We start from the raw sequence: 24,709 nt of genomic DNA, 5'->3' as shown, positions 1-24,709 counted from the left end.
TTGAACACTAGTTATAACGCTTCCGTTATGGCTTCATTCCCGAGCGCGTAGTGTTCTTTGCCTAGGTGGGTCCGCATTGTGGTGGCCGCTGACAGGAATGCGCCGGAACGACTACTGTTGGGAACTGTTGCCACGATGTTTGTGCGTGGTTACGTCCGTATTTCACCGTGCCATGAGGAAGGCATCGACACTGATGAGTTTCTACGAGGACATTGCTACAAAGCTGGATGAACAGGGGATTGAATCACGCGTTGGTGGTGACGTCCTTTTTGTTCCCGTGACTGCTGATTTCGAAGTACGGTTCGTTGAAATTGATCCGCTTCTTCCAGCGGCAAACGTGTACATTGCTGCCGCTGATGTGGATGAGCGGGATGACGATTTTTCTGAAGCATTGGTCTCCGTGGTGTTTTCGGTTGAGGATGCCGTTCGCACTGTTGCCCACCACGTGGCGACCGATGAAACCGTCACGTTGCTGCGGGATCTCATCGAAGGGACGGATGAACGCGTAGCTGCAGTAGAGTTTTTCCAGGACACGGTGGATCCACAAGAGGTGCGCGCTGTTCTCACCGATCGTTCTGACCTAGTGGTCCGTGTGGTCGTAGAAGATGAAGCGCCGGTGGCCCATGTGTGGGTAGAAACATGGGAGGAAGAGCCTCTCGAGGTGGACTTGGGTGCGCCGACGGGCACTGGGGAAGATTCCGCAGCAGAGCCGGACTCGCAGCTACTCACGGTAGACGCCCTCCTCGATTTGTTCGATGAGCCCTCGTCCGAGGTTCTGGAACTCGGGACCTTTAAAGACTTTGACAAACTGTTTGATGCCCTCTCACTGGCTGTTGATCATGTCGAAGATTGGGAGGCAGAGCTTGTTCCCGTTGATGACGATTACGCTGACTTTGATGATTGCGGCGACGATGAGTTCGGTGAAGATTTCGCCGATGGCGACGCGAACGAATAACTCGGCGCTACGACATCACAACACCAGGCTGTAACTGCGACAACTTTAAGCAGCGGTCGGTTCACCATCGGAAACTGTCCCGAACCAGTCGGCAGGAGAATCTACGACGCGCCCCGATGCGGTGACAAGCCAGCAAAGGGTCGGCGTGAGAGCAGTGGTAATTTCGTGCACCTTGCTGGCGTCTTCGTCGGGAAGTAACGCCCGAATCCAGGCTTCTGCCTCACTGCGCGCACAGCGTCGCCCATCCGGGTGGGTGAACCGTAGCTGCACCATGTAGGCTGCCGTGGAGTCATAGCCCTCATCCCGAAGCAAAGCACGGGCATGGGGGCTTACTCTTTTCCGGCTCACGGTTATATCGAGACGTCCGCTTTCTGGTGTTGTCACATGCAAAGTTGGTGGCCGCCAACCCGGATTGACGCGGGCCAATGAGCGCGGATGGCGCAGCATTGTTGCAAGCCTCCGCAGGCTCTGCCCATGGTAGCTGCGCAGGATGGTCGCGCGGATGCCGGTGTGTTCGAGGCGGGAGATTTCGGATCTGGTTGCTGATTCTGTGTGCTTAAACATGTCTGTGACGATAACGGGTGGGGCAGACACGACCAGTAAATAATTAGCACATGTGTTCTAATTGGGTGGTTGGGGCCCGGTTCTGATTTTTTGGCTAAGGTGTGAAGAACGATGACAACCCCAGAACCTTACGAAAAGCATCGCCAGGCGCATCCAGATGAGTATGGCGATGTTTCTTATCCGTCCACTGCGCAGACCGGCGATTCACAGCAAGAGCTTCACTATGATTCCGGAATACAACGCGTAGAGCACAAGCCCACAATCCCGGGCGAAATTTGGGTCCTTGTAGCCGCTGCGCTGTTAATCGCGGCCGGCTATGGGCTGATCGCTCCCATTATCCCGCAGTTCGCGCAATCCTTTAACGTCGGGTTGGCAGCAGCTGGTGCAGTGGTGTCGATCTTCGCGTTTACCCGTCTCATCTTCGGCCCTGCCTCAGGGCCGTTGATTGATATTTTTGGATCCCGGAAAATGTATTTCACGGGATTGTTCGTTGTCGCAATCACCACAGGCGCGGTCGCGTTCACTCAGGAATATTGGCACGTTCTTTTACTGCGTGGCCTCGCAGGATTTGGCTCAACGCTGTTCACTGTCTCCGCGATGGGCATGATCGTGCGAATCGCCCCTCCCGCCATTCGTGGCCGGTGCTCCTCGGCGTACTCGTCGGCGTTCTTGTTAGGGAACATCGTTGGCCCTGTGGTGGGGTCACTTATGGCGCCGCTGGGTATGCGCTTGCCTTTTGTTATTTATGGCATCGCATTATTGTGCGCAATCGTCGTTGTGTGGTGGTTTACTACAGGCCGTAACATTCGGCAGTCAGTACCTAAAGATGCAGCGGCCGGGCCCACACATGCGCCGAGCACCGATACTCAGGCTCCGATGTCTGTCAAAGAAGCATTTACTTTGACCTCGTATAAAGCAGTTTTAGTCAGCGGATTTGCCAATGGGTGGGCTAATTTTGGTGTCCGCGTTGCGACGCTACCTTTGTTCGCAGCTGCCACATTTGACAACGGTGGAACTTTTGCCGCAGGCTTCGCACTAGCCAGTTTCGCCGGTGGCAACGCAGTGTGCCTGCAGTTTTCAGGACGGATGGCCGATTCCATAGGCCGAAAACCACTGATTATCACAGGATTAATCGTCAACGCTGGTTTCACAGCGTGTTTAGGACTTTCGTCCTCGGTGGTGATGTTCTGCGTTCTTTCGGCATTCGCTGGTGTGGGCGCTGGGATGCTGAACCCCGCGCAACAGGCGGTCGTTGCAGACGTCATCGGCAATGACCGTTCCGGTGGTCGAGTCCTGGCGGGATTCCAAATGGCCCAAGACTTCGGATCAATCTTAGGACCAATCGTGGTGGGGGCCATCGCCCAGACGTGGAGCTTTGAAATTGGGTTCATTGTGACTGCAGTGGTGGGTCTCGGTGCAGCTCTGCAATGGTTTGCCGCACCGGACACTCATCACCGCACCCACGCCGCCCAATAAGTTAGCGCGTACGCGGATGCCGGACAATGACCACTGTGCGCTGTGCACGCGCGCCGGGCAGGGATGGAGAATTGAGAAGGTCTCGCATCGCGGCCTCTGACTCGAGGTCGAGGTGTTCGGTGGGTTCGTCCAGCAAAAGAACCGGAGCCTCGGTTAACAGCATGCGTGCGAGCAGCAGCCTGCGGCGCTGGCCGCCGGAGAGCGCATCAGCGCCACTGGCGAGAATCGTAGAGAGGTCGTGCGGTAGTTGGCGGACCCATTCGTCCAGGCCGACTGCGTTGAGGACCTCGTACATTTGCTCGTCAGTCGCGTTCGAGGCGCCTAATGCCAAGTTGTCGCGCACCGTAGTGGCAAAGATGTGCGCATCTTCAGGGGAAAATGCGATGGAATTCCGCAATGATTCTTCGGAGTAGGTGTCCACCGGATGGCCGTCGATAAGCACCTGCCCTGAGCGTGCTGGCAACAAACCTGCGAGCGTGAGCAGGAGTGTGGTTTTACCGTAGCCTGAGGGCGCCACGATTTCCTTGCGGGTGCCAAAGGGTAGGTCGATGTCCCAGGAAGCGACGTCGGAATCAAAGCCCACCACGAGATCACGCGTCACGAGGTCCGGAGCCTCCGAGACGGTCCGCATGCGATTACCAGATGGCGTGGTCTCGCGGTTGAATCCTGCGAGACGCCTAGCGGCACCCGCTGCGCGCGTAACGGTGACCGCAGCGTTAGGTAAGCCCGTGGTCGCTTCGAATGCTGCTAATGCAAGGAGCACTAACATGCCCAACCATTGAGGCGAATGAGTCTGCACGTCGCCGGAAAGGTAGAGCCAACCGGTGAGCACCACCATGCCGATGACCGTCACACCGTGTGCCCACATGGCGGTAGCAGAACCCCAGGCTTGGGCGTGGGCACCCGCATCGTCAGCTTCTGCTTGTTCGGTTGCCGCACTATGTGCACGCTGCAGGGCCTCCGGCATCAGCCCACGCATCCTTAACGTAGGGGAGTTCGAAAGTACGTGGTCTACCGCCGTGGTGTACTTTTCTACCGCCTGCGCACGTTTTTTCTCCGAGACTTGCACTGCGCGGGCTGTCAGCCAAGGCGGTACGACTGATGCGAAGAGCAGGCCAATAGCTAAGACGATGGCCGCCGGAACCGACAGGAAAGCAGCGAACACCACCGCGGCGATAGCCGTGACAACCGCAGTGCCGGCAGGGACGATTGCTCGGACGATGACATCCGCGACCTCGTCTATATCAGAGCCTAACCTGGTAAGAAGTGCGCCTTTTTTCAGCGCCATCGTCGTGTGAGCCGCATCGGTGGCCATAGCTTGATACGCGTTCTCGCGAGTGCGACGCGCCGAATTCAATGCCAGGTCGTGGGACGCTAAGCGTTCAAGGTACCGGAAGATAGCGCGCGAAATGCCCAGCGTGCGCACTGCCGTCACAGCCACGGTGATATCCATGACAAACGGCTGTTCCCACGCCTTGGTGATAAGCCAGCCAGACACCACGGTCAAGGAAATAGACGAAAGCATCGTCAATGCTCCGACCAGCACTGGGATAGTGAGTTCAGAGTATCGCAACCCAGTAAGGGGGCGGGCGTCGCGCACCGCCTTGATATCAGAAGCCAAACTCATCAGTTGTCCTCCGTTTCGCGCTCAATTGCCTGAACAGTGATGATGCGGTCCGCGTGCTCCAGAACTACGGGATCGTGTGAAGCCACAACCACAGTCGCGCCTGATACGGCACGTTGTCTCAAGGTGTCCAACATGATTAGGGCGTTGTCATAGTCCAGGTGGGCCGTGGGTTCATCGCACAAGATGAGAGGTGTTTCGCGCTCCATTTCTGTAGCGAAGGCGACGCGCTGCCGCTGGCCCAAGGAAAGGGCTGCGTAGTCGCCGACAGTCGTGGCATCAAGGACGGGGCGCTGCGGTAGGTAAGCGGTACACTTCCAGATTTCTTTGTGCGATAACTGAGTCTCACCGCTATACACTGCTGCTTCACCACGGACGCCCTCGGTAATAAAACCGAGTAGGGCGAGCAACGCAGTGGATTTGCCTGAGCCGTTTTCACCAGCAAGAACCGTGATTGCCCCAGGCTCAGCTGTTCCCGTGAGCCCCGAGGGGCGATCCCCATCGCGCCCGTGCGCTGACAAAGAATCGAACACTACGGTGAGCGGCGATGTGGAGTAGTCACGGTCCTCTGCAGAACTCCGTTCCGCGAGTCCGGGGGAAGACTGGGAACGCGGCTGTGATAATTCTCCAAGGATACGATCCGTTGCCGCGAGACCGTCCTGAGCATCATGGAACCGCGTCCCGACTTCCCGAATTGGGTTGTAGGCCTCAGGCGCGATAATCAGCACGGTGAGGCCGGCTGCGAGGGTCATGGCGCCGTCGAGAAGCCTAAAACCAATGCCCACGGCCATGAGTGCAACCGAAAGGTTCGCTAAGAATTCGAGGACGAAGCTCGACAGGAACGCGATTTTGAGCACGCTCATCGTCGACTCCGTGTGCTTTGCCGAAAGGCGTCGCACTTCAGAGACGGTGGAAAGTTGGCGGCCGAAGATCCGCAAGGTAGGAAGCCCCGCCACGAGATCCATGATTTGGTCGCTCAAAACAGCAAGATCGCGGAGCCGCTTTTCCGTGCGCCCGGCTGTGAGCGTGCCCACGAGCCACATGAAGAACGGAATGAGTGGCAACGTAATCACAGCGATAACTAGTGAAGGTGTATCGAGCCACCAAATGACGGCAAGCATCACAGGGGTGGCAATCACCGTTGATGCCAACGCCGGAACGAATCCAGTCAGATAGGGGCCGATCCCCTCGATGCCTTCACTTAAGGTCGTGCGCCAGCTTGCGACATCGACTGTTCGCGGATCTTTGTAGGCCAGGTGTTCAAGAGTCCGTGCGCGCAGATCAATGATTACTTTCGCCGAAGCACGTTCAGCGAACCGAGTTTCCACCCACGCGAGCACACCGCGAGCAATAACCACGATCAGCAGCCAGACCAGGGAGCTGTTGTAGTGGGAGAGGGGGAGTTCAGATGACTCGATGAAGCTGGATACGGTCAACCCAACAAGAAGGCCAAGCATCACAGTGCAGAGTGTCTTCAGCGCTGTGACGATTCCCGCGAAGAGGATCCACCGCCGCGTCGGTTGGGACAGTTTCAGGAGGCGGGGGTCCACAGGACCCTTGCTTTTCGACGTTCCATCCGGCGTTTTGCCTGCAATTTTCCCGGAGTGTTCGCGTCCGGTGCCAGATGCGGCTAAGGCCGCCCGGTCATGGGCGGCCTTAGTCGTTGGCGTTTGCGTTATGTCTCGTGCACTAGGCACTAGAATTACACCACCTTCAATGGGGCATTTTCTTTTTCTGCCATGGCGTCTTCGGCCCGCAGGCGCTTAGAGAAGACCCAGTAAGTCCACGCCTGATAAGCCAAGACTACCGGAACCATGAAGATGGCAACCCACGTCATGAACTTGAGTGTGTATGGGTTCGACGCTGCGTTCCAGACGTCTAGGCTGGTGCCGTCTGCCAGGGTGGTAGGCATGACGTTCGGGAAGAGAATTCCGAACAAGAGGCCTGCGACTGCTACGACTGCAACACTGGTGAACGTGAAGGACCAGCCGTCGCGTCCCATTGCCATAGTGACGATTCCTGCCACGACGAGCACGACGATGAGTACCGCTACGGCCCAGGTCCACGTGGTGTTTTCCAGGGAGAGGACTGTCCAGACGATAAAGACAACGCCGGTCACCGCGGCCAGGATCGATACCGGCCACACGAAGTTCTCCGTGCGTTCACGAACAATCCCAGCGGTCTTCAGGCGGATGAATGCCAGGCCGTGGAACGTGAACAGGGCAGTAAAGGTAATGCCGCCCATGATGCCGTACGGGTTGAAGATTGTAGCCATTGCGTCGCTAGCCAGCAGCGTATGGTCGGCCTGAATTGGCAGGCCACGCAGGATATTTGCGAACGCGACGCCCCACAGGATTGCTGGGCCCCAGGAGCCGATAGCCAGTCCCCAGTCACACCACTTGGTCCAGCGGGGGTCGTCCATCTTCTTGCGCCATTCCAGGGCCACGATGCGGATGATCAGGCACAGCAGGATGAGGAACAGCGGAATGTAGAACCCAGAGAACAGGGTTGCGTACCACTCGGGGAACGCTGCGAACATTGCGCCGCCTGCGGTGATCAACCACACCTCGTTACCGTCCCACACTGGGCCGATAGTACCGACGATCGTGTTGCGCTCTTTACGGTTTTTACCAATCATGGGCGCCAAGATGCCGACGCCGAAGTCGAAGCCCTCGAGCAGGAAGTAGCCCGCGAATAGGACCGCGATGAGAATGAACCAGATGATAGGAAGCTCAATACCAAACATTGTTTTTCCTCCTACTTCTCATCCGTGATGACCGGCGCAGCGGTGCTGAAGCGGACGGGTTCGATTTCTGCAGGCTGATCGCCTGCAACTGGTGTAGCTGGTCCCGGGGCTGGGTGCTGGCCAGAGCCGGTTACGGCGTCGCCGGTAGGGCCATCTTCAGCTGGTGGGCCGGCAATGACCGCACGACGGATAAGAAGGAACCAGACGATGTACAACGCCAGGTACAGGCCGGTGAAGCCGATGATGGTAATCCAGACGTAGGTTGCGGAGTGCGCGGAGACGCCTTCCCCAACGGTCATGCGAATGAGCTCGGTGCGGGGATCGCCCACGGAATCCGGGTTCGGGTGCACGATCCATGGCTGGCGGCCCATTTCGGTGAATACCCAACCGAAGATGTTCGCGAGGAATGGGGTTGCGATTGCAAACAGTGAAAGGCGACCGAACCACAGCCCCTTCTTGCCCTCGAGGACCTGGCCCTTGCGGGTGTACCACCAAGCGAAGATGACAAGGAGGATAGACCCGAGCATGAAGCCGATCATCGCGCGGAATGACCAGTAGGTCACGAAAAGGTTAGGGGAGTAGTTCCCCGGACCGTAGAGGGCTTCCATCTTTTCCTGCAGTTCCATAACGCCTTCAAGAGTGACGCCTGTGAACTTACCTTCGGCGAGGAAGGGGAGAACGAACGGAACCTCGATGAGGTGCTGGACCGTCTCGCAGTTGTTGTGCGTGGACGTCGACAAGATCGAGAACGCAGGATCCGTCTGAGTGTGGCACAGCGATTCAGCAGCGGCCATCTTCATGGGCTGTTGGATGAACATCAGCTTGGCCTGCAGGTCACCGGTGAAAGCAACGGCGACGCAGGAAAGCAAGGTCGCCCAGATTCCCATCTTGATAACTGGACGGTGCATGTCGTGACGTGCAACCTCTGGGGAATCCTGGTGCCATCCGCCGGCCTTCGCCTGTTTGTTGGCGCGGACTAACCACCAGCAGCTCACACCCAAAATGAAGGTGCCGCCTACGAGGAATGCGCCGGCTGCTGCGTGCAGGTAACCGTAGATAGCAGTCTTATTAAAGAGCAGCGCTGCGATGTCGTTGAGCTCGGCACGGCCAGTCTCAGGATTGTATACAGCGCCCTTGGGGTTCTGCATGAACGAGTTCGCAACAATAATGAAGTATGCGGAGATATTCGTTGCAATTGCCACGATCCAGATTGACAACGTATGCAGCCAACCCGGAACCTTTCCCCAACCGAAAATCCACACGCCCAAGAATACGGACTCGAGGAAGAACGCAATAAGTGCTTCCAAAGCAAGCGGTCCGCCGAAGACGTCACCGACCATGCGGGAGTACTCGGACCAGTTCATGCCGAACTGGAATTCCTGAACGATACCGGTAGCCACGCCCATGGCGAAGTTCACCAAGAACACCGTTCCGAAGAAACGGGTGGCGCGGTACCAATAAGGGTGCCCGGTCTTTTGCCAAAATGTTTGCATCAGTGCGACCAGCGGACCAAGACCGATGGTCAGCGGCACAAATAAATAGTGATACACGGTGGTGATGCCGAATTGCCACCGTGAGATGTCTAAGACATCCACGTTCCACTCATCCCTTCTCGAACCACCCGGACCCAGGGCAACGGGAAGACGCCGGGTCGACAGAGCAGGTAGTTCTTACGTCTCATATTCAAGTCGAGTTGCAGTGGAAAGGCGAATTTGCATCGCGTGCAATGTCAGCCACTCTTAAGGTCCACGCAGGGCTCCTACCTGCAACAATAGGACAGGTGTACTGTTGTGATAATTCTTATAAATGCTGGCAGTATCCATTAAGTGCTGAATTGTTCCTGGATACTCAGTAGTTAAAAAGTCAAACTAAAGTTGTACAAATGTGGCGATTTTTTACATAAGAAAAAACCTAAGAAACAAATGTATGTAAGGAGAATCACATATAGGGTTAGGCTTTAGAATGCTGCAATGCGCCAGTATGGGGGTGGCCCACGCTCCCGTGTGCGCATTTCTTGCTGTGACAGCGCAGACTACGGCCCCATGTTCAGTGACAATGCAACGTTTTTGGCCTGCGTGGCGTAAGCTGGTTGCGCAATGAGCATTACCGATATCGCAACCGGCGGCGAGAACGAGCCGGAGAAGCAAGATATGTCGGAAACTCAGGATCAATCGCAGGTCGACGCCGACGTCACCAGGGATGCGAGTACTTCTGAGGCCACCGACTCCGAATCCAAGACAGAAAGCAATGGTTTCGAAAGCCTCGGACTTCCATCTGAAGTGCTAGCAGCCGTCCATAAGGTCGGATTTGAAACCCCATCGCCTATCCAGGCGGAAACTATTCCGCTGTTGATGGAAGGCAACGACGTTGTAGGTCTCGCGCAAACAGGCACGGGCAAGACCGCAGCTTTTGCGCTGCCAATTCTGGCGCGCATCGACCATTCCATCCGTGCGCCCCAGGCACTGGTGCTGGCTCCGACCCGTGAGCTTGCGCTTCAGGTGGCGGACTCCTTCCAGAGTTTCGCTGACCACTTGGGTGACATCCGTGTGCTGCCCATTTACGGTGGCCAGGCCTATGGCATCCAGTTGTCCGGCCTGCGCCGTGGCGCTCAGATTGTCGTGGGTACCCCTGGTCGCGTTATTGACCACCTAGAAAAGGGTTCGCTGGATATTTCCGGCCTCCGGTTCATGGTCCTTGACGAAGCCGACGAGATGCTGAACATGGGCTTCCAGGAAGACGTGGAACGCATCCTGGAGGATACTCCGGAAGAGAAGCAGGTCGCGCTGTTTTCGGCAACCATGCCGAACGGGATCCGCAAGATTTCTAAGCAGTACCTTAACAATCCGTCTGAGGTAACCGTCAAGGCGGAAACTCGTACCAACACAAACATTACCCAGCGGTGGCTGCATGTCGCGCATCGCAACAAGCTCGACGCCCTGACCCGCATCCTTGAGGTCACTGAGTTTGAGGCGATGATCGTCTTCGTCCGTACCCGTAACGAAACCGAGGAAGTCGCAGAAAAGCTGCGTGCACGCGGTTTCTCTGCAGCGGCGATTAACGGCGACATCAACCAGGCACAGCGCGAGCGCACAGTCGATCAGCTCAAGGATGGCCGTTTGGACATCCTGGTTGCTACCGACGTTGCCGCCCGCGGTCTGGACGTGGAACGTATCAGCCATGTGCTGAACTACGACATCCCCAATGACACGGAGGCGTACGTCCACCGAATCGGCCGTACCGGTCGTGCAGGCCGCTCCGGTGAAGCAATCCTCTTCGTTACTCCGCGTGAACGCCGCATGCTGCGTTCCATCGAGCGTGCGACCAACGCAACGCTTACGGAGATGGACCTGCCAACAGTTGATGAGGTCAACGAGTCCCGTAAGGCGCGTTTCGCTGATTCCATTACTGAGTCTCTCGAAGACTCACAGGTGGAAATCTTCCGTACGCTGGTCAAAGAATATTCCGAGGCCAACGACGTTCCACTGGAAGACATTGCTGCTGCACTGGCAACCCAGGCGCAGGCTGGCGATGAATTCCTGATGAAGGAACCGCCAAAGGATCGCCGTGATCGCCGCGACCGTGACCGTTTCGAACGCGATGACCGTCGTGATCGCGATCGTGGCCCCCGCCGCGACCGTGACTTTGATCGTGGTGGGCGCTCTCGTTTCGAAGCAGAACCGGGCAAAACGATGTACCGCCTGGCTGTTGGCAAGCGTCAACACGTGCGTCCGGGTGCCATCGTCGGCGCCCTGGCAAATGAAGGTGGCCTGAACTCGCGTGACTTCGGGCGTATCTCGATTTTTGCTGATCACTCGCTGATTGAGCTGCCGAATGATATGGACCCGCAGGTTTTTGATCGTCTGGCGGATACCCGCATTTCGGGTCAGTTGATCCACTTGGAGAAAGACACGGGACGCCCTCCGCGTCGTGACCGCGATGACCGTGGTGGACGTGGTGGCTACAGAGGTGGACGCGACCGTGATCGTGGTGGCTACCGTGGTGGTCGTGACCGCGATGATCGTGGCGGACGTGGTGGCTACAGGGGCGGACGCGACCGTGATCGTGGTGGCTACCGTGGTGGTCGTGACCGCGATGATCGTGGCGGACGTCAGTGGCGCGATTAATCTCGCTGTAAAATCATGAACCCCTGCGCGAAAAATTTTCGCGCAGGGGTTCACCGTTATGCAGAATGGAAAACGCGGTGGGCCGATCATGGCCGCACCGCGTTACTTTTGCACTAATTACAGGCCAAAGTTCTGTGGCAGGAACATTACAATACCCATGACAACCCACAGGAGAGCGAAGATTCCGCCAAACATGGACAGCTGCTTCTTGGCCTTGCCCCAGTCGTTGATCACGTACGCCTGGTCACCTTCTTCGAAGTCTTCCTTGAGGCCCAGTGCCCCCATCATGGTGCGCTGCTTCGGGATGATCAGGAAGAACAGCAGAGCCCACGCGATGATGGCCAACCCGATGGACAGGTGGTAGCGACCATCGCGGAAGTAGAGGCCCATATCGGTGAACATGATGGCCACACCGAACATTGGCACGAGCAGCGACAGGATTCCGTAGACATTAGTAATCTTGTGCATTACCTTGGCCGCGCCCGCTGCGTGTACAGCGTCGGGGCTGCCTTCGCGGACTTTCATTGCGTGGGTATGGAATGTAGACGTTGCCACAGTGACCGGCCCCAAGAAGAGGACGGCAGTAAGCACGTGCAGGATAAGAAGAACAGTATTCACGGGAAACGTGTGCCTTTCGTTGTCCGCGTGCCCCGGAGTGCAGTGAGGCGCGCGGCGTTGAAAATGTACCTTGCATACTGTACGCGAGAAATAAGCAAATGTTGATATGCACTCTAGAAAATCAACCGACAGGCTGACTCCATTACCCGTTTATCTGCTTTTGTGAGTTCGAGGTCGTAGGAGTAAGCGATGTAACTGACCCTGCGTGCGTACCAACATCGCGCGCCACGGCTGCTTGGCATCCACTCTGCGGGCAGCTTGTCGCTTTTCTGCCTATTCGCTGAGCTGGAGACTGCGACCAAGTTGGAGGGGTCGTTGGCAAACGCGCGTCTTTGCTCAGGTGTCCACGAATGAGCTCCCATGTCCCAGGCGGCGGAAAGGGGAAAGATGTGGTCAATGTCCGTATCGTGTGGTGAGATTGGGCCTCCGTCGTAGGGGTCGTCGATAAGCCCCTTCGGAGTGCATGATTCTTGTGGGAATGATTCGAGCAGCATGACGTCGCGTGTGTTCCCCATAGGGCATCCCTCGGGGATAGCGGGCGCCCAGGCGCCGAAGTGTTCGCGTTCGTACCCGATGACGGACATTCTCTGCGGAACCTCACGGACGTGGGGGAGAGTCTGCTCTAAAACGGGAGCTGGGCGCGGCAACGCCGGCCGTGGTCTCAGTAGGGGGCCAGCCGTGCTGGTAACAGCGATGACAGTCAGGAGGCACAGCGCCCAGAAAGAAACCACCCGCACTGGGAAGGAAGTCTGCATACATAACGTAGACGTTCCAACGTGGGCGGGTGGTTCCTTTTAAGACGCTTTACGACGTCTCTTTGGCCAGCGTGGTGAAGTCAGCATTCGGCTCCCGTGCTGATGCACGGGCAAGCGAGATAGCGTGATCGAACTCGTCGGTAATGGTGCGGTTGGGTTCCTTAGTTGCAAGACTGACCGCCACGATGGCAATGCACGAAGCAAGGAATGCCGGCACCATTTCATACAGCGCGTCAGACAGTGGGGACATACCCCAGGCGAAAGACACGGCTGCACCAACAACCATGCCTGCGATCGCACCTGGTGCGTTGAGGCGCTTCCAGTACAACGCAAAAATCATGAGAGGTCCGAAGGCTGCACCGAAGCCGGCCCAGGCAAAGGCCACGAGGCCCAATATGGAATCGTTGGGGTTGAACGCAAAGAGCGCTGCAATCACAGCGACCACGAAGACCGCGGTGCGGGACAGGTTAACCAGCAGGTGCTCGGACAGATTGCGCTTGTTCCAAATCTTCAGCAAGTCCTCTACCAGAGAGGAGGAGACGATAAGTAGCTGGGAAGACATGGTGGACATGATGGCAGCGAGGACCGCGGTAAGAACCAGGCCTGCGATCAGTGGGTGGAAGAGGATTCGACCCATGTCCAGGAAGATGGTTTCAAAGTTCTTCTGATCGGTGACCATGATGTCGGGGTTTTGGCCGAAGAATACGGTGCCCACAACTGCGGTTGCGAGCGCGCCTAACAGGCAGAATGCCATCCAGGAGACGCCGATAGTACGGCTCCGCTTAGCTTCACCAGGGGTACGCAGTGCCATGTACCGGACCACAATGTGTGGTTGGCCGAAGTAGCCCAAGCCCCAGCTCAAGTTACCAATAATCGCAGCTGCGGAGACCCCGCTGAAGATTGACCAGAATTCCGGATTGCCCACGCCATCGGTCCACGGGCCGTAGTCCTGTGATGTTGGCCATGTGAGGATATCGGAAGGATCATCGAGAGCGATCAGGGCCATGGCGGGAACCACGATGAGCGCCAGGAACATGATCAAACCCTGCACGACATCTGTGTACGACACCGCAAGGAAGCCTCCGAAGAACGTGTAGGCCACAGTGACTGCCGCGATGATGAGCATGCCGGTGAGATAGTCCCCGCCGAAGGTGGCTTCGAAGTAACGGCCGCCGGAGACCATGCCGGAGGACACGTAGAAAACAAAGAAAATGATGATGATCGCTGCACCGACGATGCGCACCATACGCGACGAATCGCGCACGCGATTTTCAAAAAAGCTCGGCAGCGTTAAAGAGTTACTGGACACCTCGGAATAAGCCCGCAGACGCGGGGCAATGAGCGTCCACGACGCGAAACTTCCGCACAGCAGGCCGACGGCCATCCACATTTCCGAAAGGCCAGAAACAAACAAAGCACCTGGCAGCCCCATGAGCAACCAGCCGGACATATCCGAAGCCCCAGCAGACAACGCGGCGACAAACGGGTTCAGGCCACGATCGCCCAAGACGTAGTCATCATATTTTTCGGTCTTTCGGAAACTCCAGAAGCCGATGCCCAACATCGTGAACATATAAATGATGATGGCAATGACAAACCACGTAGTTTCTGTCATGGCGCTCCTTGTTCTTCGGTTTTTCGGTTTTTAGTCGGTGTGGTTGCGTTACCCACGCCGGGCCACACCCCAAAGTGGGGTAAGGCTACGGGGGTCCGGTTATCACCGGATGGTCGTCGACAAGCAGCCCCCGAGAATGGGTGTTGTGTGATTCACACAGCTGGCAAGACGTGAAAAGTAAGTATAGAGCATAGGGACTTATTCCCATGATTGCCGGCGGTGGAAACAAGTTTTCTTGGCTTAAGCACCATCGTCGAAAAAATGGTAGAACGGTCCTTATGGCCTCTTACCTCCTGCATGGACTGTGGGTGCAGCATTCCGGACTGCACCTATGGATTGAGCAGGTAGACGGGCACCGCGTAGTTCTGCCCGACACCGTCCCGGAAGGGACTTTCCCTGCCACAGTGGAGGCGCTGTTGCAGCGCACCACCTTCCGCCACCGGTTGCGGGCCACGTTGCGCACCCCCAAAGGGCGCGAAGTTGCGCTCACCATCCCAACCGCGGCGTACACGCCCGAGCAAGCCGTTGAATTTTTAGGCCAGCTCACCGTCCTCGGGGAGGATAATCCCGCCATTAAAAAAGCGCAGCGGGAATCTATTGCCCCGGATCTGCTGTGGCTCATCCGCATGTATGCGGGTCTCAACCGCTTTGTCGACGCCGGCAGAGTGACTATCAAACTGGCGTACATCGACGATCAATGGTGGCCACAGTTCCAGCTTGCCCCCGGGCTACCGGAACGGTCATGGGTCGCACAGATGGTTGCAGCTGCGCCTGGAATTCTGACAATCAACAACCGCAATCTCGGTGAAGACATATCGGAAACCCTGCCACATTGGATTGCAGTGCGTACTCTCGAAGACGTGCGCGACACACCGAGGTCGAGTGACTGGCATCCGTTCGTGTCTGCGCTGTTGCACTCCGAACCGCTGAAACGTAAGGTCACGGGTCTTCTCAATCGGCTCAATGATTGGAAAAATTCCATCACAGCTGCGGACCTCGAGCTAGTCATCATGGTGGAGGCCCCGGGCAACGATGACGACAACCCCGTCGACCCGCGCGATGCCCTGTGGCCAGTCCGCGTGCGTTACCGGACTGGAGGCTCCGCCCCACGTCCTGTCGATGTCTCCATCCTGGACTGGTCAAGCCGCCAGACCTTGGAAACTGCACTGCACAAAGCAGTAAAGACTGCACCGCTTCTCGACGCCTCCGTCAATGGCCAGAGCAAGCTATACAAAGTTCAGTTCCAGGGCAATCCCATCGCCCACCTCATCGGGGAAGACGTTGCCGGTGATTGGGACGTGTACTTAAGCAGCGATGAAATCGTGCAGTTCGTATCCCAAGACGCGCCGCGCCTGAAAAAGGCCGGCATCTCCGTTTTGCTGCCTAAATCGTGGGCCACCGCAGAAACAACCGCGGCGTTACACGCCGCCACGGATTCTGACCCGGCTGAAAGTCCAACTGTCAGCAAAGTTGGCCTAGACACGCTGGTGGAATACGACTGGTCCGTGTCCGTTGACGGGACCAGACTCACTCCGGCGGAAATGCAAGCCCTCATCGAATCCAAGAGTGGGCTTATCAAGGTGCGTGGCAACTGGGTGATGGCGGATACCCAGGCGGTCTCCCATATCACGGCCTACATGGAGAAGCTTAAGAAGACTTCCCGCAAACGCTGGCGCGAGAAACTAGCCAGCATGGCGGCAGAAGTCGAAAGGCTCAAGGCTGTAGACGACCCCGCTTGGCAGGAATTAGCCAAAGAACTCGAGCAACAACGCGAAAAGTTCAACAGCGACGCCACCGGCGGACAAGTAACTGTCGAGGACCTACGCGCCTTGGCACTGGAAACAGTCGCCTTAACCCCCGTGGAGTTCACTGGCTCCACTTGGTACGCGTCGCTCCTCGGCGGTGCAGAGCCGCCGGCACCCAGCAGAGTAGAGCTCCCTGATACCGTGCACGCCTCTTTGCGCGAATACCAACGCCGGGGCGTGGACTGGCTCTATGCCATGTCCCGGGCCGGGCTCGGCGCAGTCCTCGCCGACGACATGGGCCTGGGCAAAACCTTGCAACTTTTGACCATGCTGGCAGTTGAACACGCCCGAGGGGAAAAAGAAGGGCCTACTTTGGTCGTGGTTCCGACGTCAGTCGTGGGAAACTGGAAGCGCGAAGCAACAAAATTTGTGCCCGACTTCAAAGTATTGATGCACCACGGAAGTGGAAGGCTCAGCGGCAAGGAATTCGTAGAGGCCACGGCTGAATACGACGTGGTGATTACCTCGTACGGCGTCGTCGCACGCGACTTTGCCACTCTCAGCAAGGTGGACTGGGATCACGTTGTTCTCGACGAAGCGCAGCACATCAAGAACTCGGCAACCCGATCCTCCAAGGCAGTGCGCTCTATTCCTGCACGTCATCGTATTGCGCTCACGGGTACCCCAATGGAGAACAAGCTCAGTGAGATGCGGTCGATTTTGGACTTCACGAACCCGGGAGTGCTCGGGTCAGCATCTTTCTTCCGTAACCGCTTTGCAAAACCTATCGAAGTAGGCGGCGACGAGCACGCCATGGAAACTCTACGACGCCTCACCGCCCCCTTCATTCTGCGACGCGTGAAGACCGATCCGACAATTATCTCCGACCTACCGGAAAAGACCGAAGAAGTGTTCACCGTCAGTATGACACCTGAGCAAGCTGCGCTCTACCAAGCGTACGTGGACAACATTCAGGAGCAGTTGGAACGCCGCGAAGGTATGGCGCGCCGGGGCCTGGTCTTGGCGTCTCTGACACGTATCAAGCAGATTTGTAATCACCCGGCGCATTTCTTGGCCGACGGTTCTTCCATCACTCAGCGTGGGCGCCACCGTTCGGGAAAAGTCGCAGAACTTGTACGGCTTCTCGACGACGCCGTCAACAATGGTGAGCGCATGCTCATCTTTACCCAGTACAAGGCCTTCGGCGACATGCTGCAGCCATACCTAGAAGAACGCTTCAGTACGGAGATTCCATTCCTCCACGGCGGTGTCTCCCAGAAAACTCGCGACGCCATGGTGGAACGCTTCCAGTCCCCAGACGGTCCGCTTGCCATGATTTTGTCCCTGAAGGCTGGCGGTACGGGCCTGAATCTCACGGCTGCGAACGTCGTGGTGCACATGGACCGGTGGTGGAACCCCGCGGTGGAGAATCAGGCAACCGACCGTGCTTTTCGTATCGGCCAGGATAAGGATGTCCGTGTCTACAAGATGATGACGAAGGGCACGATGGAGGAATCCATCCAAGATATTCTGGACGGAAAGACGCAGCTTGCCGGGACAGTAGTTGGGGTCGGTGAAGGCTGGATCACCGAATTGAACCCTGACCAGCTGGCTCAATTGATGAGTTATCGAGAGGAGGAATAGCGCATGGCACAGCATAACGACGACACCGACAACGTTATCTACGCGGATTTTGGAAAGCGCACGCGTGTACCCAAACCTCCAGCTCCTGAGCAACGGGATTCTCGTGAAGTGGCCGGCGAGCAGGGAGACGGCGAGGAAACTCCTAACCTGCGCCAGGTAAAGACTTCGCGCGATGTTTACTCAGGAGTTGATTTTGCGCGCCTGGTGGCAGCGGGGAAGGCAAAGCCTAACGAGCGGAAACAACAGCGTGGCCGCATCACCTTTCAACCAGCTGGTGAACGCCTGTTTAACCTGGTGACCTCTCAAACAGACCAGGGGCGCATCGGGCGCGGCCGCAGCTACGCCGCCGATGGACGCGTGCTGGGCCTACAGATACTTCTGGGCAGGATTGAGGCCCAAGTCGCGGGATCGCAGAATGAGCCCTTCCACGTGGCGCTTAATTTGCCCTACCGCGACGCATCGGACGTAGAACGAATTACCCGCACCATCGCGGAGTTGCCCAATGGGCTGGCCCGCGCTGAACACGGCGAGTTGCCCCCTGAGTTACTGGATCTTCTTTTGGGCGACGAGGCTACCGACGTCACCACTGCGTGCGACTGCCCAGACCCAACGATCGTATGCAAGCACGCAGTAGCGGTTGCTGATGTGGCCGCCCAACGCATGTCGACGGATCCGCACGTGGTTTTTTCTCTGCGTGGGCTCGATATTTCTCAACTGGAAGAATCGTTGACTAGGGCCGCAGAATCCATCGGTCAGGAAGCTGCGGCTTCGCGCGGTGAACGGTTTTGGGCTGGCCGACCTTTTCCCTCCCTACCTAACCCCAAGGTAAGCCCTGCAATTGAAGAGTCAGACATCGACTTGCTGCATAAGGCGATGCGCCTAGTTTCCTACACCTCTGTGGAGCAGTTGCGTGCCGTAGCCGACATCGAAGAACTCTACGATGTGTTGACGGGCCAAGACTCCTAATTTCCAGGTGTTCGAACACAGCAGCTGCTGATGTCGGGGGCTTTTGCTAGACATAGAACTATGACGACAACAAAATTCCTGCACACATCAGATGCCCAGATCGGGATGACGCGTAGCTTTCTTGATCCGGATGCTCAGGCGCGTTTCGACGACGCCCGCATCACCGCTATTCACCGAATAGGAGAAATAGCCGCGGAGCAAGGCTGCGAATTCATTGTGATGGCCGGCGATACCTTTGAGTACAACTCGGTCAGCGCCCGCACGCGTGGACGTGCCGTCGATGCTCTGCGTTCGCTGCCCGTGCCCACATATATTCTTCCGGGAAACCATGATCCTTTAGTCGCCGGCTCTATTGTTGCAGGCATCGTTGCTGAAGTTGGAGCACCATTGCATTGTGTAGCAGACTCCGATCCTGTTGAAGTAAAACCAGGTGTGTATGTCGTGGGGGCACCGCTATTAGCGCGGCATGCTGCCGACGATCTTGTTGCGCGCGCAGTATCCGACCTGGCGCCTAGTTCGGATATACGCATTGTATTAGGCCATGGTCAGGCAGTCCGTTTCGGTGAGGAGCAAACTGCTGATTACATCGATGTCGCAGCATTAGAAGCTCCGCTTAGGGCAGGGGCTTTTGATTACGTAGCACTCGGGGACTCGCACAGTACCGCTGATGTGTCGGAATCGGGAGCGGTGTGGTTTTCAGGGGCACCCGAAACTACGGACTATATGGACCCTGACGCTCGCAGCGGGGAAATAGATTCCGGCAATGTCCTCGTGGTGGAAGTTGAAAAAGATGGCGTTCGCCAAGCAGCTGTTTCGGTGGAAAAGCTGCCGGTGGGTGTATGGATTTTCGAAGCCCTGACGCGCGATATTAACTCTGAATCAGACGTGGATAGTTTCCTTGATGAACTGCGCGCTTACGAGAATAAGGAACGCACGGTAATTAAGTACGCGTTGCACGGCACAGTGAATGTGGCAGAGATGCACAAGTTAGAGGCCGGATTGGAGAGCCTTAGTCCAATTTTTGCCGCTTTGTATCCGCGGCAACGGCTTATGCAATTGCATTTGGAACCGGGTGACGAAGATCTAGAGAACCTGGGCTTGAAGGGCTTTGCTGCTGACGCTTTGAACGAACTTATCGAAGCGGGAGAAACAGACGCAGTGAACTTGCTTTTCCGGCTCGGCTCGGCGGTTAAGGCGTAAAAGGGGAATAGAAGATGATTATTCATAGTGTGGAGATTGAAAATTTCCGCGGAATCACCCACCTCACCCTCGAAGAATTGCCGGAGACAGGCGTCTTTGTGATTAGTGGTGATAATGAGCAGGGTAAATCCACGGTGCTCGAAGCTATTTCGCGCGCGCTTACTGAACCGCACCACACAAAGAAAAAAGAAATCAAAGCCATACAACCGGTAGGGCAGTCCGTGGCTCCGACAGTGAAACTGCGTGCGACGGTAGGGGAGTATACCTTCACCATAGAGAAGCGCTGGTTAAAAGCAGCTGCTTCGCGGCTGCACCTTACAGCTCCGCGACCAGCACAGTATGTTGACCGTGAAGCAGACAATGAGCTGCAGCAGATTCTAGAAAACAACGTTGACCGGAACCTGTTGGACAAGCTCTTTATTAGCCAGGATGAATTAGACCCAGAGTTAGCGGCTGTCGGTATCCCTTCGCTGGAAAAGGCGTTGAATAGTCAGACTGGTGGCGACGCGGATTACTTTGCTAGCTCTGACGACGACCTCATGCGCGCTGTCGAAGAAGAATATGGCAAGTACTACACAGCAAAGGGGCAGGTGAAAAAATCTTCGGAGTTAGATCGCGCTGAATCCGAGCACGCTGCAGCGCTAGCTGCTCAAGACGCTGCCGTGGCGGAAGTGAAAGATTTACGCACTTTTGTCCAAGAGGTTGAACGTGCACATGAGACCATCGAACTCAATCTGAAAAACGAGCCTAGCCTCGTAGCAGCGCGCGACAATGCACTTCACGCTGTAGAGAAAGCAAAGGCAATAATTGAAGAGCTCGAAAAAGCCCGACGTGGCGTTGATCAAGCTCAGGAGAAAGTAAAGTACGTTCGCTCTGAGCAAGATCGCCTTGATGCGCTAAAGGCGGAAGAGAAAGCTCGGAGCGAAGCTGTACAGCGAGCACATGACGCACTCGTTGAGGCACAAGAAGCTGCAGATAAAGAAGCAGTCAAGATCACAGAACTGGCACAGCGTGTGGCGGAGGCACGTGAGGCAGAAGATCGCGCCTACCAGGAACTTGACGTGGAGAAGAAGACACTCAAGAGCGTTGTAGAATTCGCAGAATTCCAAAATCTACGGCAACGGATTGCGCAGATCGATGAGGCTGAAAAAGCAATTACTGCCGCGAGAAGCGCAATGCCCGAGCATCCTTTATCGAAGAAAGACTTAGCGAACCTGGAGAAACTACACGCCACAGTCGAGGTGGCGCGTGCAGTTCTGCAGGCGGCACAGGCAACCCTGGAATTCACAGGTGAGGGGCGCATTACCGTTGACGGGGAAACCTACGAGGCTGCAGACAAGCCCAACGTGCACCTGAATGCCGGAAGCACAATTCACATAGGTGACGTTACGGCGATATTTTCTCCAGGTAAAAACAGTTCTACCACGGTGCGCGACGAGCTTGACGATGCCCGTACCCAATGGAAGCGAGCATTAGAAAAAGCACACCTCCTTTCTCTCGATGAAGCCTACGAACGGCGTTCTGCAACGGAAACCGCGGAAGAAACGCTCAACCAAGCGCAGAAAGCCTATTCCGACGCTGTCGGGGACATAGATGTGCCCCAAGCCCGTCAACGATGCGCTGAGTTGGAACAGCACTGGAACGGAAGGCCCGAACCCAAAGAGACCGCGGATGCTGTGGAAAAAAGAGTCAGCGAGCTCGAGGAAGTACACCGGGCGGCCACGTTAACTCTGCGTACAGCAGAGAAAGAACGGGAACCCTGGCTTGAGAAAAAGGCTGCATCAGCGCTGACTCAAGCCAACGCACGCCATGAACTTGCGGTACAGGAATGTGAACGTGTGTCTGCACAGCTCCAGGCCATGGAAAAAGAATCTGATGAGGAATCTCTTGCTCAGCGGGTTGCGGTAGCCGAGCGCAATCTGGAAGCTTCCCGTGCAGCTCTGCAGGAAATTGAGGTGGCTTATAAAGAAATGCAGCCACAAGAAGCGGAGGATCGCTATGAGGCTGCCGAGGCTAAATTGAAGGCCGCTCGACAACGCATCCAGGATGCCCGCGACACGGTTAACCAGTATCAAGGACGCATTGAACAAGCGGAGGGTGCAGAGGAGCGCCAAGCCCAAGCAGAAGACCGTTACGCGGCAGCGGAAGCGAAGCTGAACTCAATCCGCCGCCAAGCGAACGCTGCCAAGGTACTCCGAACGACGTTACGGGCGCATCAAGATGCAGCACGTCAGCGATACGCACAGCCTTTCGCGGATGCTCTCCAAGAAATGGCGCAACCGATTTTCGGTGCGGACGTTCGCTTCAACCTCGATGACACTTTGCGGATCGTGGAACGCACGCAAGGAGACCGCACGGTGCCAGTGGGTGATTTGTCTGGAGGTGCGAAAGAACAGCTCATGTTGTTGTCACGGTTTGCTGTGGCCAAGCTTGCAGACGGCAGCAGTGACAGCCCAGTTCCGGTGTTCATCGATGATGCTCTAGGAAACACCGATACCGGCAGGCTCAACGATATGGCCATGATGGTGAACCGCCTGGGTAAGAAACGGCAAGTCTTTGTTCTGACGTGCGTGCCAGAGCGCTTCGATGCTGTGGCCAATAAACACGATTACCCGATGTCACTATTGCGTTCCAAGTAAAAACAATGCCGTGGACGCATGGTAGTGCGCCCACGGCATTGGGAAAGAGAGGAGGCTACACGCTCCTCACGCGAGTTGCCTCACGTTTCCTGGCTTAAGCCTTGATAGCAGAGCCTTCGATTTCGATGGTGATCTTCTCAGAGACGAGCATGCCACCAGACTTCAGTGGAGCCTGGAAGTCAACACCGAAGTCAGTGCGGTTGATCTGGGTGGTTGCCTCGAAACCTGCGCGGGTGTTACCGAATGGGTCTTCCTCGACACCGAAGATTTCCACGTCCAGGGTGACAGGCTTGGTGGTTTCCTTAATCGTCAGGTCGCCAGTGATGGTGCCTTCATTGCCATCGATGTCGATGGACGTTGCCTTGAAGGTCATCTCCGGGTACTTCTCGACGTCGAAGAAGTCTTCTCCGTGGACGTGAGCATCGCGATCAGCGTTGCCGGTGTCAACGGAAGCAGTCTTGATAGCAACCTCGATGGTGGAGTCCTTGATGTCCTCGCCGATAACAATCTTGTCGGAGAATTCTGCGAAATTGCCGCGCACCTTGGTCACCATCGCGTGACGAGCAGTAAAACCAATATTGGTGTGTGCAGGGTCCAAGTTCCAGGTACCAGTCAAGTTAGCCATAATATTTCCTTTCAATGTGGGAACGTCCGGGACATTCCCTTTTGTTGATGTGTACGCTAACCACTATACACCGATATGTTTACGTGTCAACAAATGCGGGAAAGTATCTTTCTTAAACTTGGAAACGTGCAGTTTAAAGCCCTAATGCGGGGTTTAAATTAACCTACGTATAAACTTGCAAGCATGTCAACAACTCCGCGATGGCTCAATGAAGAAGAACAAGGATTATGGCGTCTCATGCTGGCCGCCAGCCGAAAAATTGACCGCAGTCTGGATGAAACACTCCAGATGGGGCAGAACCTCTCTTCTTCCGAGTTTTCCGTACTCGTATCACTATCTGAAGCACCCAACGAAGAGTTGCGGCTCCGCGATTTGTGCACTGACCTCGATTGGGATCGTTCTCGCACCTCTCACCAGGTGACGCGCATGGAACGTCGTGGGCTCGTCGCAAAGTGTAAGAGCGAGGGCGACGCTCGTGGGGTTATGGTTTCGCTTACCGACGAAGGTCGCAGCCGCCTGCGCCATGCCGCTCCCGAGCACGTGGAAAATGTGCGGCGCCTCATTTTTGATCACCTTTCGGCTGAGCAACTGGACGGAATGCGTACGGTCATGAAGCAAATTATGGCCGTCGATAATGTTCCGGGCGCCGCTGGTTACGCAGGGGGGGACTTTGTGTGAACGAGTAAAGCAGGAAAAAGGAAAATAGATTCCTTGCCTCTCTAAGGGGGAGAATCAGGGAAAACTCAGGGTGAAACCCGGATGTTTTTCAAGCGGTGGCCTCGAATAATGGGATGTAGAAACAAACCGCAACACCTAAGGAGGCCATCATGGCTCAGACCGCACTTTCCCGTAAATTGCACCGCTCCAGCACAGATAAAATGATAGCTGGCATTTGTGGTGGCATCGCCGAGACCTACGGTTGGAACTCCACCCTCATTCGGGTGTTGTTCGTGCTCTCGTTCTTCCTTCCCGGGCCACAAATTCTGCTTTATGCGATCTTGTGGCTCGTTATGCCAAAGTTTTAAAGTTCAGCTAGCGGAGAAGCACCCTCCCACCACAATCATTGTGGTGGGAGGGTGCTTCACAAAAGTGTCCCCGACAGGATTCGAACCTGCGACCTTTGGTACCGGAAACCAATGCTCTAATCCACTGAGCTACGGAGACTTAAGGCAACGCGGAATACTATAGCACCCGCGTTGGGGCAACCACGAATCACCCTGAGTGCTGGGCGTAGGTAGTCCACGATGACGTCGTCACGTGCTCTATTAACTACGCCTACTTGGGCGGGGCCGGTTGCACCACTGGAAAACGGGGGGGGGGCTTGCTTGGAAGGGCTCTTTAGAAACGTCGTTGGGCCAGAGGAGCTCGGCCGAGCACGGCCATGGTTCATCGTGGCCCGACGCTCCTATAGGG

Annotated in this window: 18 protein-coding genes and 1 tRNA gene; 9 read left to right on the top strand and 10 right to left on the bottom strand. The window is 56.3% G+C overall.

Annotated elements, in window-relative coordinates:
• Nucleotides 1–193 precede the first annotated feature (193 nt).
• On the top strand, nt 194–955 hold the full coding sequence (locus ATK06_RS10245; protein WP_048380511.1) for a hypothetical protein: 762 nt from the start codon (nt 194–196) through the stop codon (nt 953–955).
• Between the two features lie 45 nt (nt 956–1,000).
• On the opposite strand, the gene ATK06_RS11135 is transcribed toward ATK06_RS10245, so the two are convergent.
• Entirely contained in the window at nt 1,001–1,519 is a 519-nt protein-coding gene (locus ATK06_RS11135) for a hypothetical protein (RefSeq protein ID WP_143341418.1), read from the bottom strand.
• Nucleotides 1,520–1,630: 111 nt separating this feature from the next.
• On the opposite strand from ATK06_RS11135, the gene ATK06_RS10235 reads away from it, so the two are divergent.
• On the top strand, nt 1,631–2,995 hold the full coding sequence (locus ATK06_RS10235; RefSeq protein ID WP_083986043.1) for an MFS transporter: 1,365 nt from the start codon (nt 1,631–1,633) through the stop codon (nt 2,993–2,995).
• Between the two features lies 1 nt (nt 2,996).
• Here the strand turns inward: ATK06_RS10235 and cydC are convergent, their stop codons facing one another.
• The 4 genes from cydC to ATK06_RS10215 form a co-directional block, all read right to left on the bottom strand.
• Nucleotides 2,997–4,622 carry a thiol reductant ABC exporter subunit CydC gene (gene cydC, locus ATK06_RS10230; protein ID WP_098389301.1) on the bottom strand — a complete coding sequence of 542 codons (1,626 nt, stop codon included), beginning with the start codon at nt 4,620–4,622 and terminating at the stop codon, nt 2,997–2,999.
• Complete coding sequence (locus ATK06_RS10225) at nt 4,622–6,169, bottom strand: ABC transporter ATP-binding protein/permease (RefSeq protein ID WP_231913490.1); 1,548 nt, start codon at nt 6,167–6,169, stop codon at nt 4,622–4,624. Before ATK06_RS10225 ends, cydC begins: the two co-directional genes overlap by 1 nt.
• Nucleotides 6,170–6,321: 152 nt before the next feature.
• Complete coding sequence (gene cydB / locus ATK06_RS10220) at nt 6,322–7,356, bottom strand: cytochrome d ubiquinol oxidase subunit II (protein WP_048380690.1); 1,035 nt, start codon at nt 7,354–7,356, stop codon at nt 6,322–6,324.
• 20 nt (nt 7,357–7,376) lie between these two features.
• On the bottom strand, nt 7,377–8,960 hold the full coding sequence (locus ATK06_RS10215) for a cytochrome ubiquinol oxidase subunit I (RefSeq protein ID WP_098389299.1): 1,584 nt from the start codon (nt 8,958–8,960) through the stop codon (nt 7,377–7,379).
• Between the two features lie 501 nt (nt 8,961–9,461).
• Here ATK06_RS10215 and ATK06_RS10210 point away from each other — a divergent pair.
• Nucleotides 9,462–11,489 (top strand): DEAD/DEAH box helicase, encoded by a 2,028-nt coding sequence (locus ATK06_RS10210; protein ID WP_048380515.1) that lies wholly within the window; start codon nt 9,462–9,464, stop codon nt 11,487–11,489.
• 117 nt (nt 11,490–11,606) lie between these two features.
• Here the strand turns inward: ATK06_RS10210 and ATK06_RS10205 are convergent, their stop codons facing one another.
• The 3 genes from ATK06_RS10205 to putP all read right to left on the bottom strand — a co-directional run bounded on the left by ATK06_RS10205 (nt 11,607) and on the right by putP (nt 14,477).
• Nucleotides 11,607–12,107: a hypothetical protein gene (locus ATK06_RS10205; RefSeq protein ID WP_048380517.1), complete on the bottom strand. Its 501-nt coding sequence runs from the start codon at nt 12,105–12,107 to the stop codon at nt 11,607–11,609.
• A gap of 113 nt (nt 12,108–12,220) precedes the next feature.
• Nucleotides 12,221–12,622: an HNH endonuclease family protein gene (locus ATK06_RS10200; RefSeq protein WP_231913491.1), complete on the bottom strand. Its 402-nt coding sequence runs from the start codon at nt 12,620–12,622 to the stop codon at nt 12,221–12,223.
• A 289-nt stretch (nt 12,623–12,911) separates the two neighbouring features.
• Nucleotides 12,912–14,477 (bottom strand): sodium/proline symporter PutP, encoded by a 1,566-nt coding sequence (putP, locus tag ATK06_RS10195; protein ID WP_048380518.1) that lies wholly within the window; start codon nt 14,475–14,477, stop codon nt 12,912–12,914.
• A gap of 278 nt (nt 14,478–14,755) precedes the next feature.
• Here putP and ATK06_RS10190 point away from each other — a divergent pair, with 278 nt between their 5' ends.
• Genes ATK06_RS10190 through ATK06_RS10175 form a run of 4 tightly spaced genes read left to right on the top strand, consistent with a single transcriptional unit; the run spans nt 14,756 to nt 22,671 of the window.
• Nucleotides 14,756–17,866 (top strand): DEAD/DEAH box helicase, encoded by a 3,111-nt coding sequence (locus ATK06_RS10190; protein ID WP_098389298.1) that lies wholly within the window; start codon nt 14,756–14,758, stop codon nt 17,864–17,866.
• 3 nt (nt 17,867–17,869) lie between these two features.
• Nucleotides 17,870–18,832, top strand: coding sequence for a hypothetical protein (locus tag ATK06_RS10185; protein ID WP_048380520.1), 963 nt, complete (start codon nt 17,870–17,872; stop codon nt 18,830–18,832).
• 60 nt (nt 18,833–18,892) lie between these two features.
• Complete coding sequence (locus ATK06_RS10180; protein ID WP_048380522.1) at nt 18,893–20,032, top strand: metallophosphoesterase family protein; 1,140 nt, start codon at nt 18,893–18,895, stop codon at nt 20,030–20,032.
• Between the two features lie 14 nt (nt 20,033–20,046).
• Nucleotides 20,047–22,671, top strand: a complete 2,625-nt coding sequence (locus ATK06_RS10175; protein WP_083986049.1) for an AAA family ATPase — start codon at nt 20,047–20,049, stop codon at nt 22,669–22,671.
• Nucleotides 22,672–22,765: 94 nt separating this feature from the next.
• Here the strand turns inward: ATK06_RS10175 and ATK06_RS10170 are convergent, their stop codons facing one another.
• Nucleotides 22,766–23,296, bottom strand: coding sequence for a YceI family protein (locus ATK06_RS10170; protein WP_048380526.1), 531 nt, complete (start codon nt 23,294–23,296; stop codon nt 22,766–22,768).
• Nucleotides 23,297–23,479: 183 nt separating this feature from the next.
• On the opposite strand from ATK06_RS10170, the gene ATK06_RS10165 reads away from it, so the two are divergent.
• Both ATK06_RS10165 and ATK06_RS10160 read left to right on the top strand, forming a co-directional pair.
• Nucleotides 23,480–23,974, top strand: a complete 495-nt coding sequence (locus ATK06_RS10165) for a MarR family winged helix-turn-helix transcriptional regulator (RefSeq protein ID WP_098389297.1) — start codon at nt 23,480–23,482, stop codon at nt 23,972–23,974.
• A 149-nt stretch (nt 23,975–24,123) separates the two neighbouring features.
• Complete coding sequence (locus ATK06_RS10160) at nt 24,124–24,321, top strand: PspC domain-containing protein (RefSeq protein ID WP_048380530.1); 198 nt, start codon at nt 24,124–24,126, stop codon at nt 24,319–24,321.
• 65 nt (nt 24,322–24,386) lie between these two features.
• On the opposite strand, the gene ATK06_RS10155 is transcribed toward ATK06_RS10160, so the two are convergent.
• Nucleotides 24,387–24,460 (bottom strand) — tRNA-Arg (locus ATK06_RS10155).
• Nucleotides 24,461–24,709: the final 249 nt, after the last annotated feature.

The sequence above is a fragment of the Corynebacterium renale genome (genome assembly GCF_002563965.1).
In the GTDB taxonomy this organism is placed as follows: domain Bacteria; phylum Actinomycetota; class Actinomycetes; order Mycobacteriales; family Mycobacteriaceae; genus Corynebacterium; species Corynebacterium renale.
This window is presented reverse-complemented; position numbering and strand designations above follow the sequence as displayed.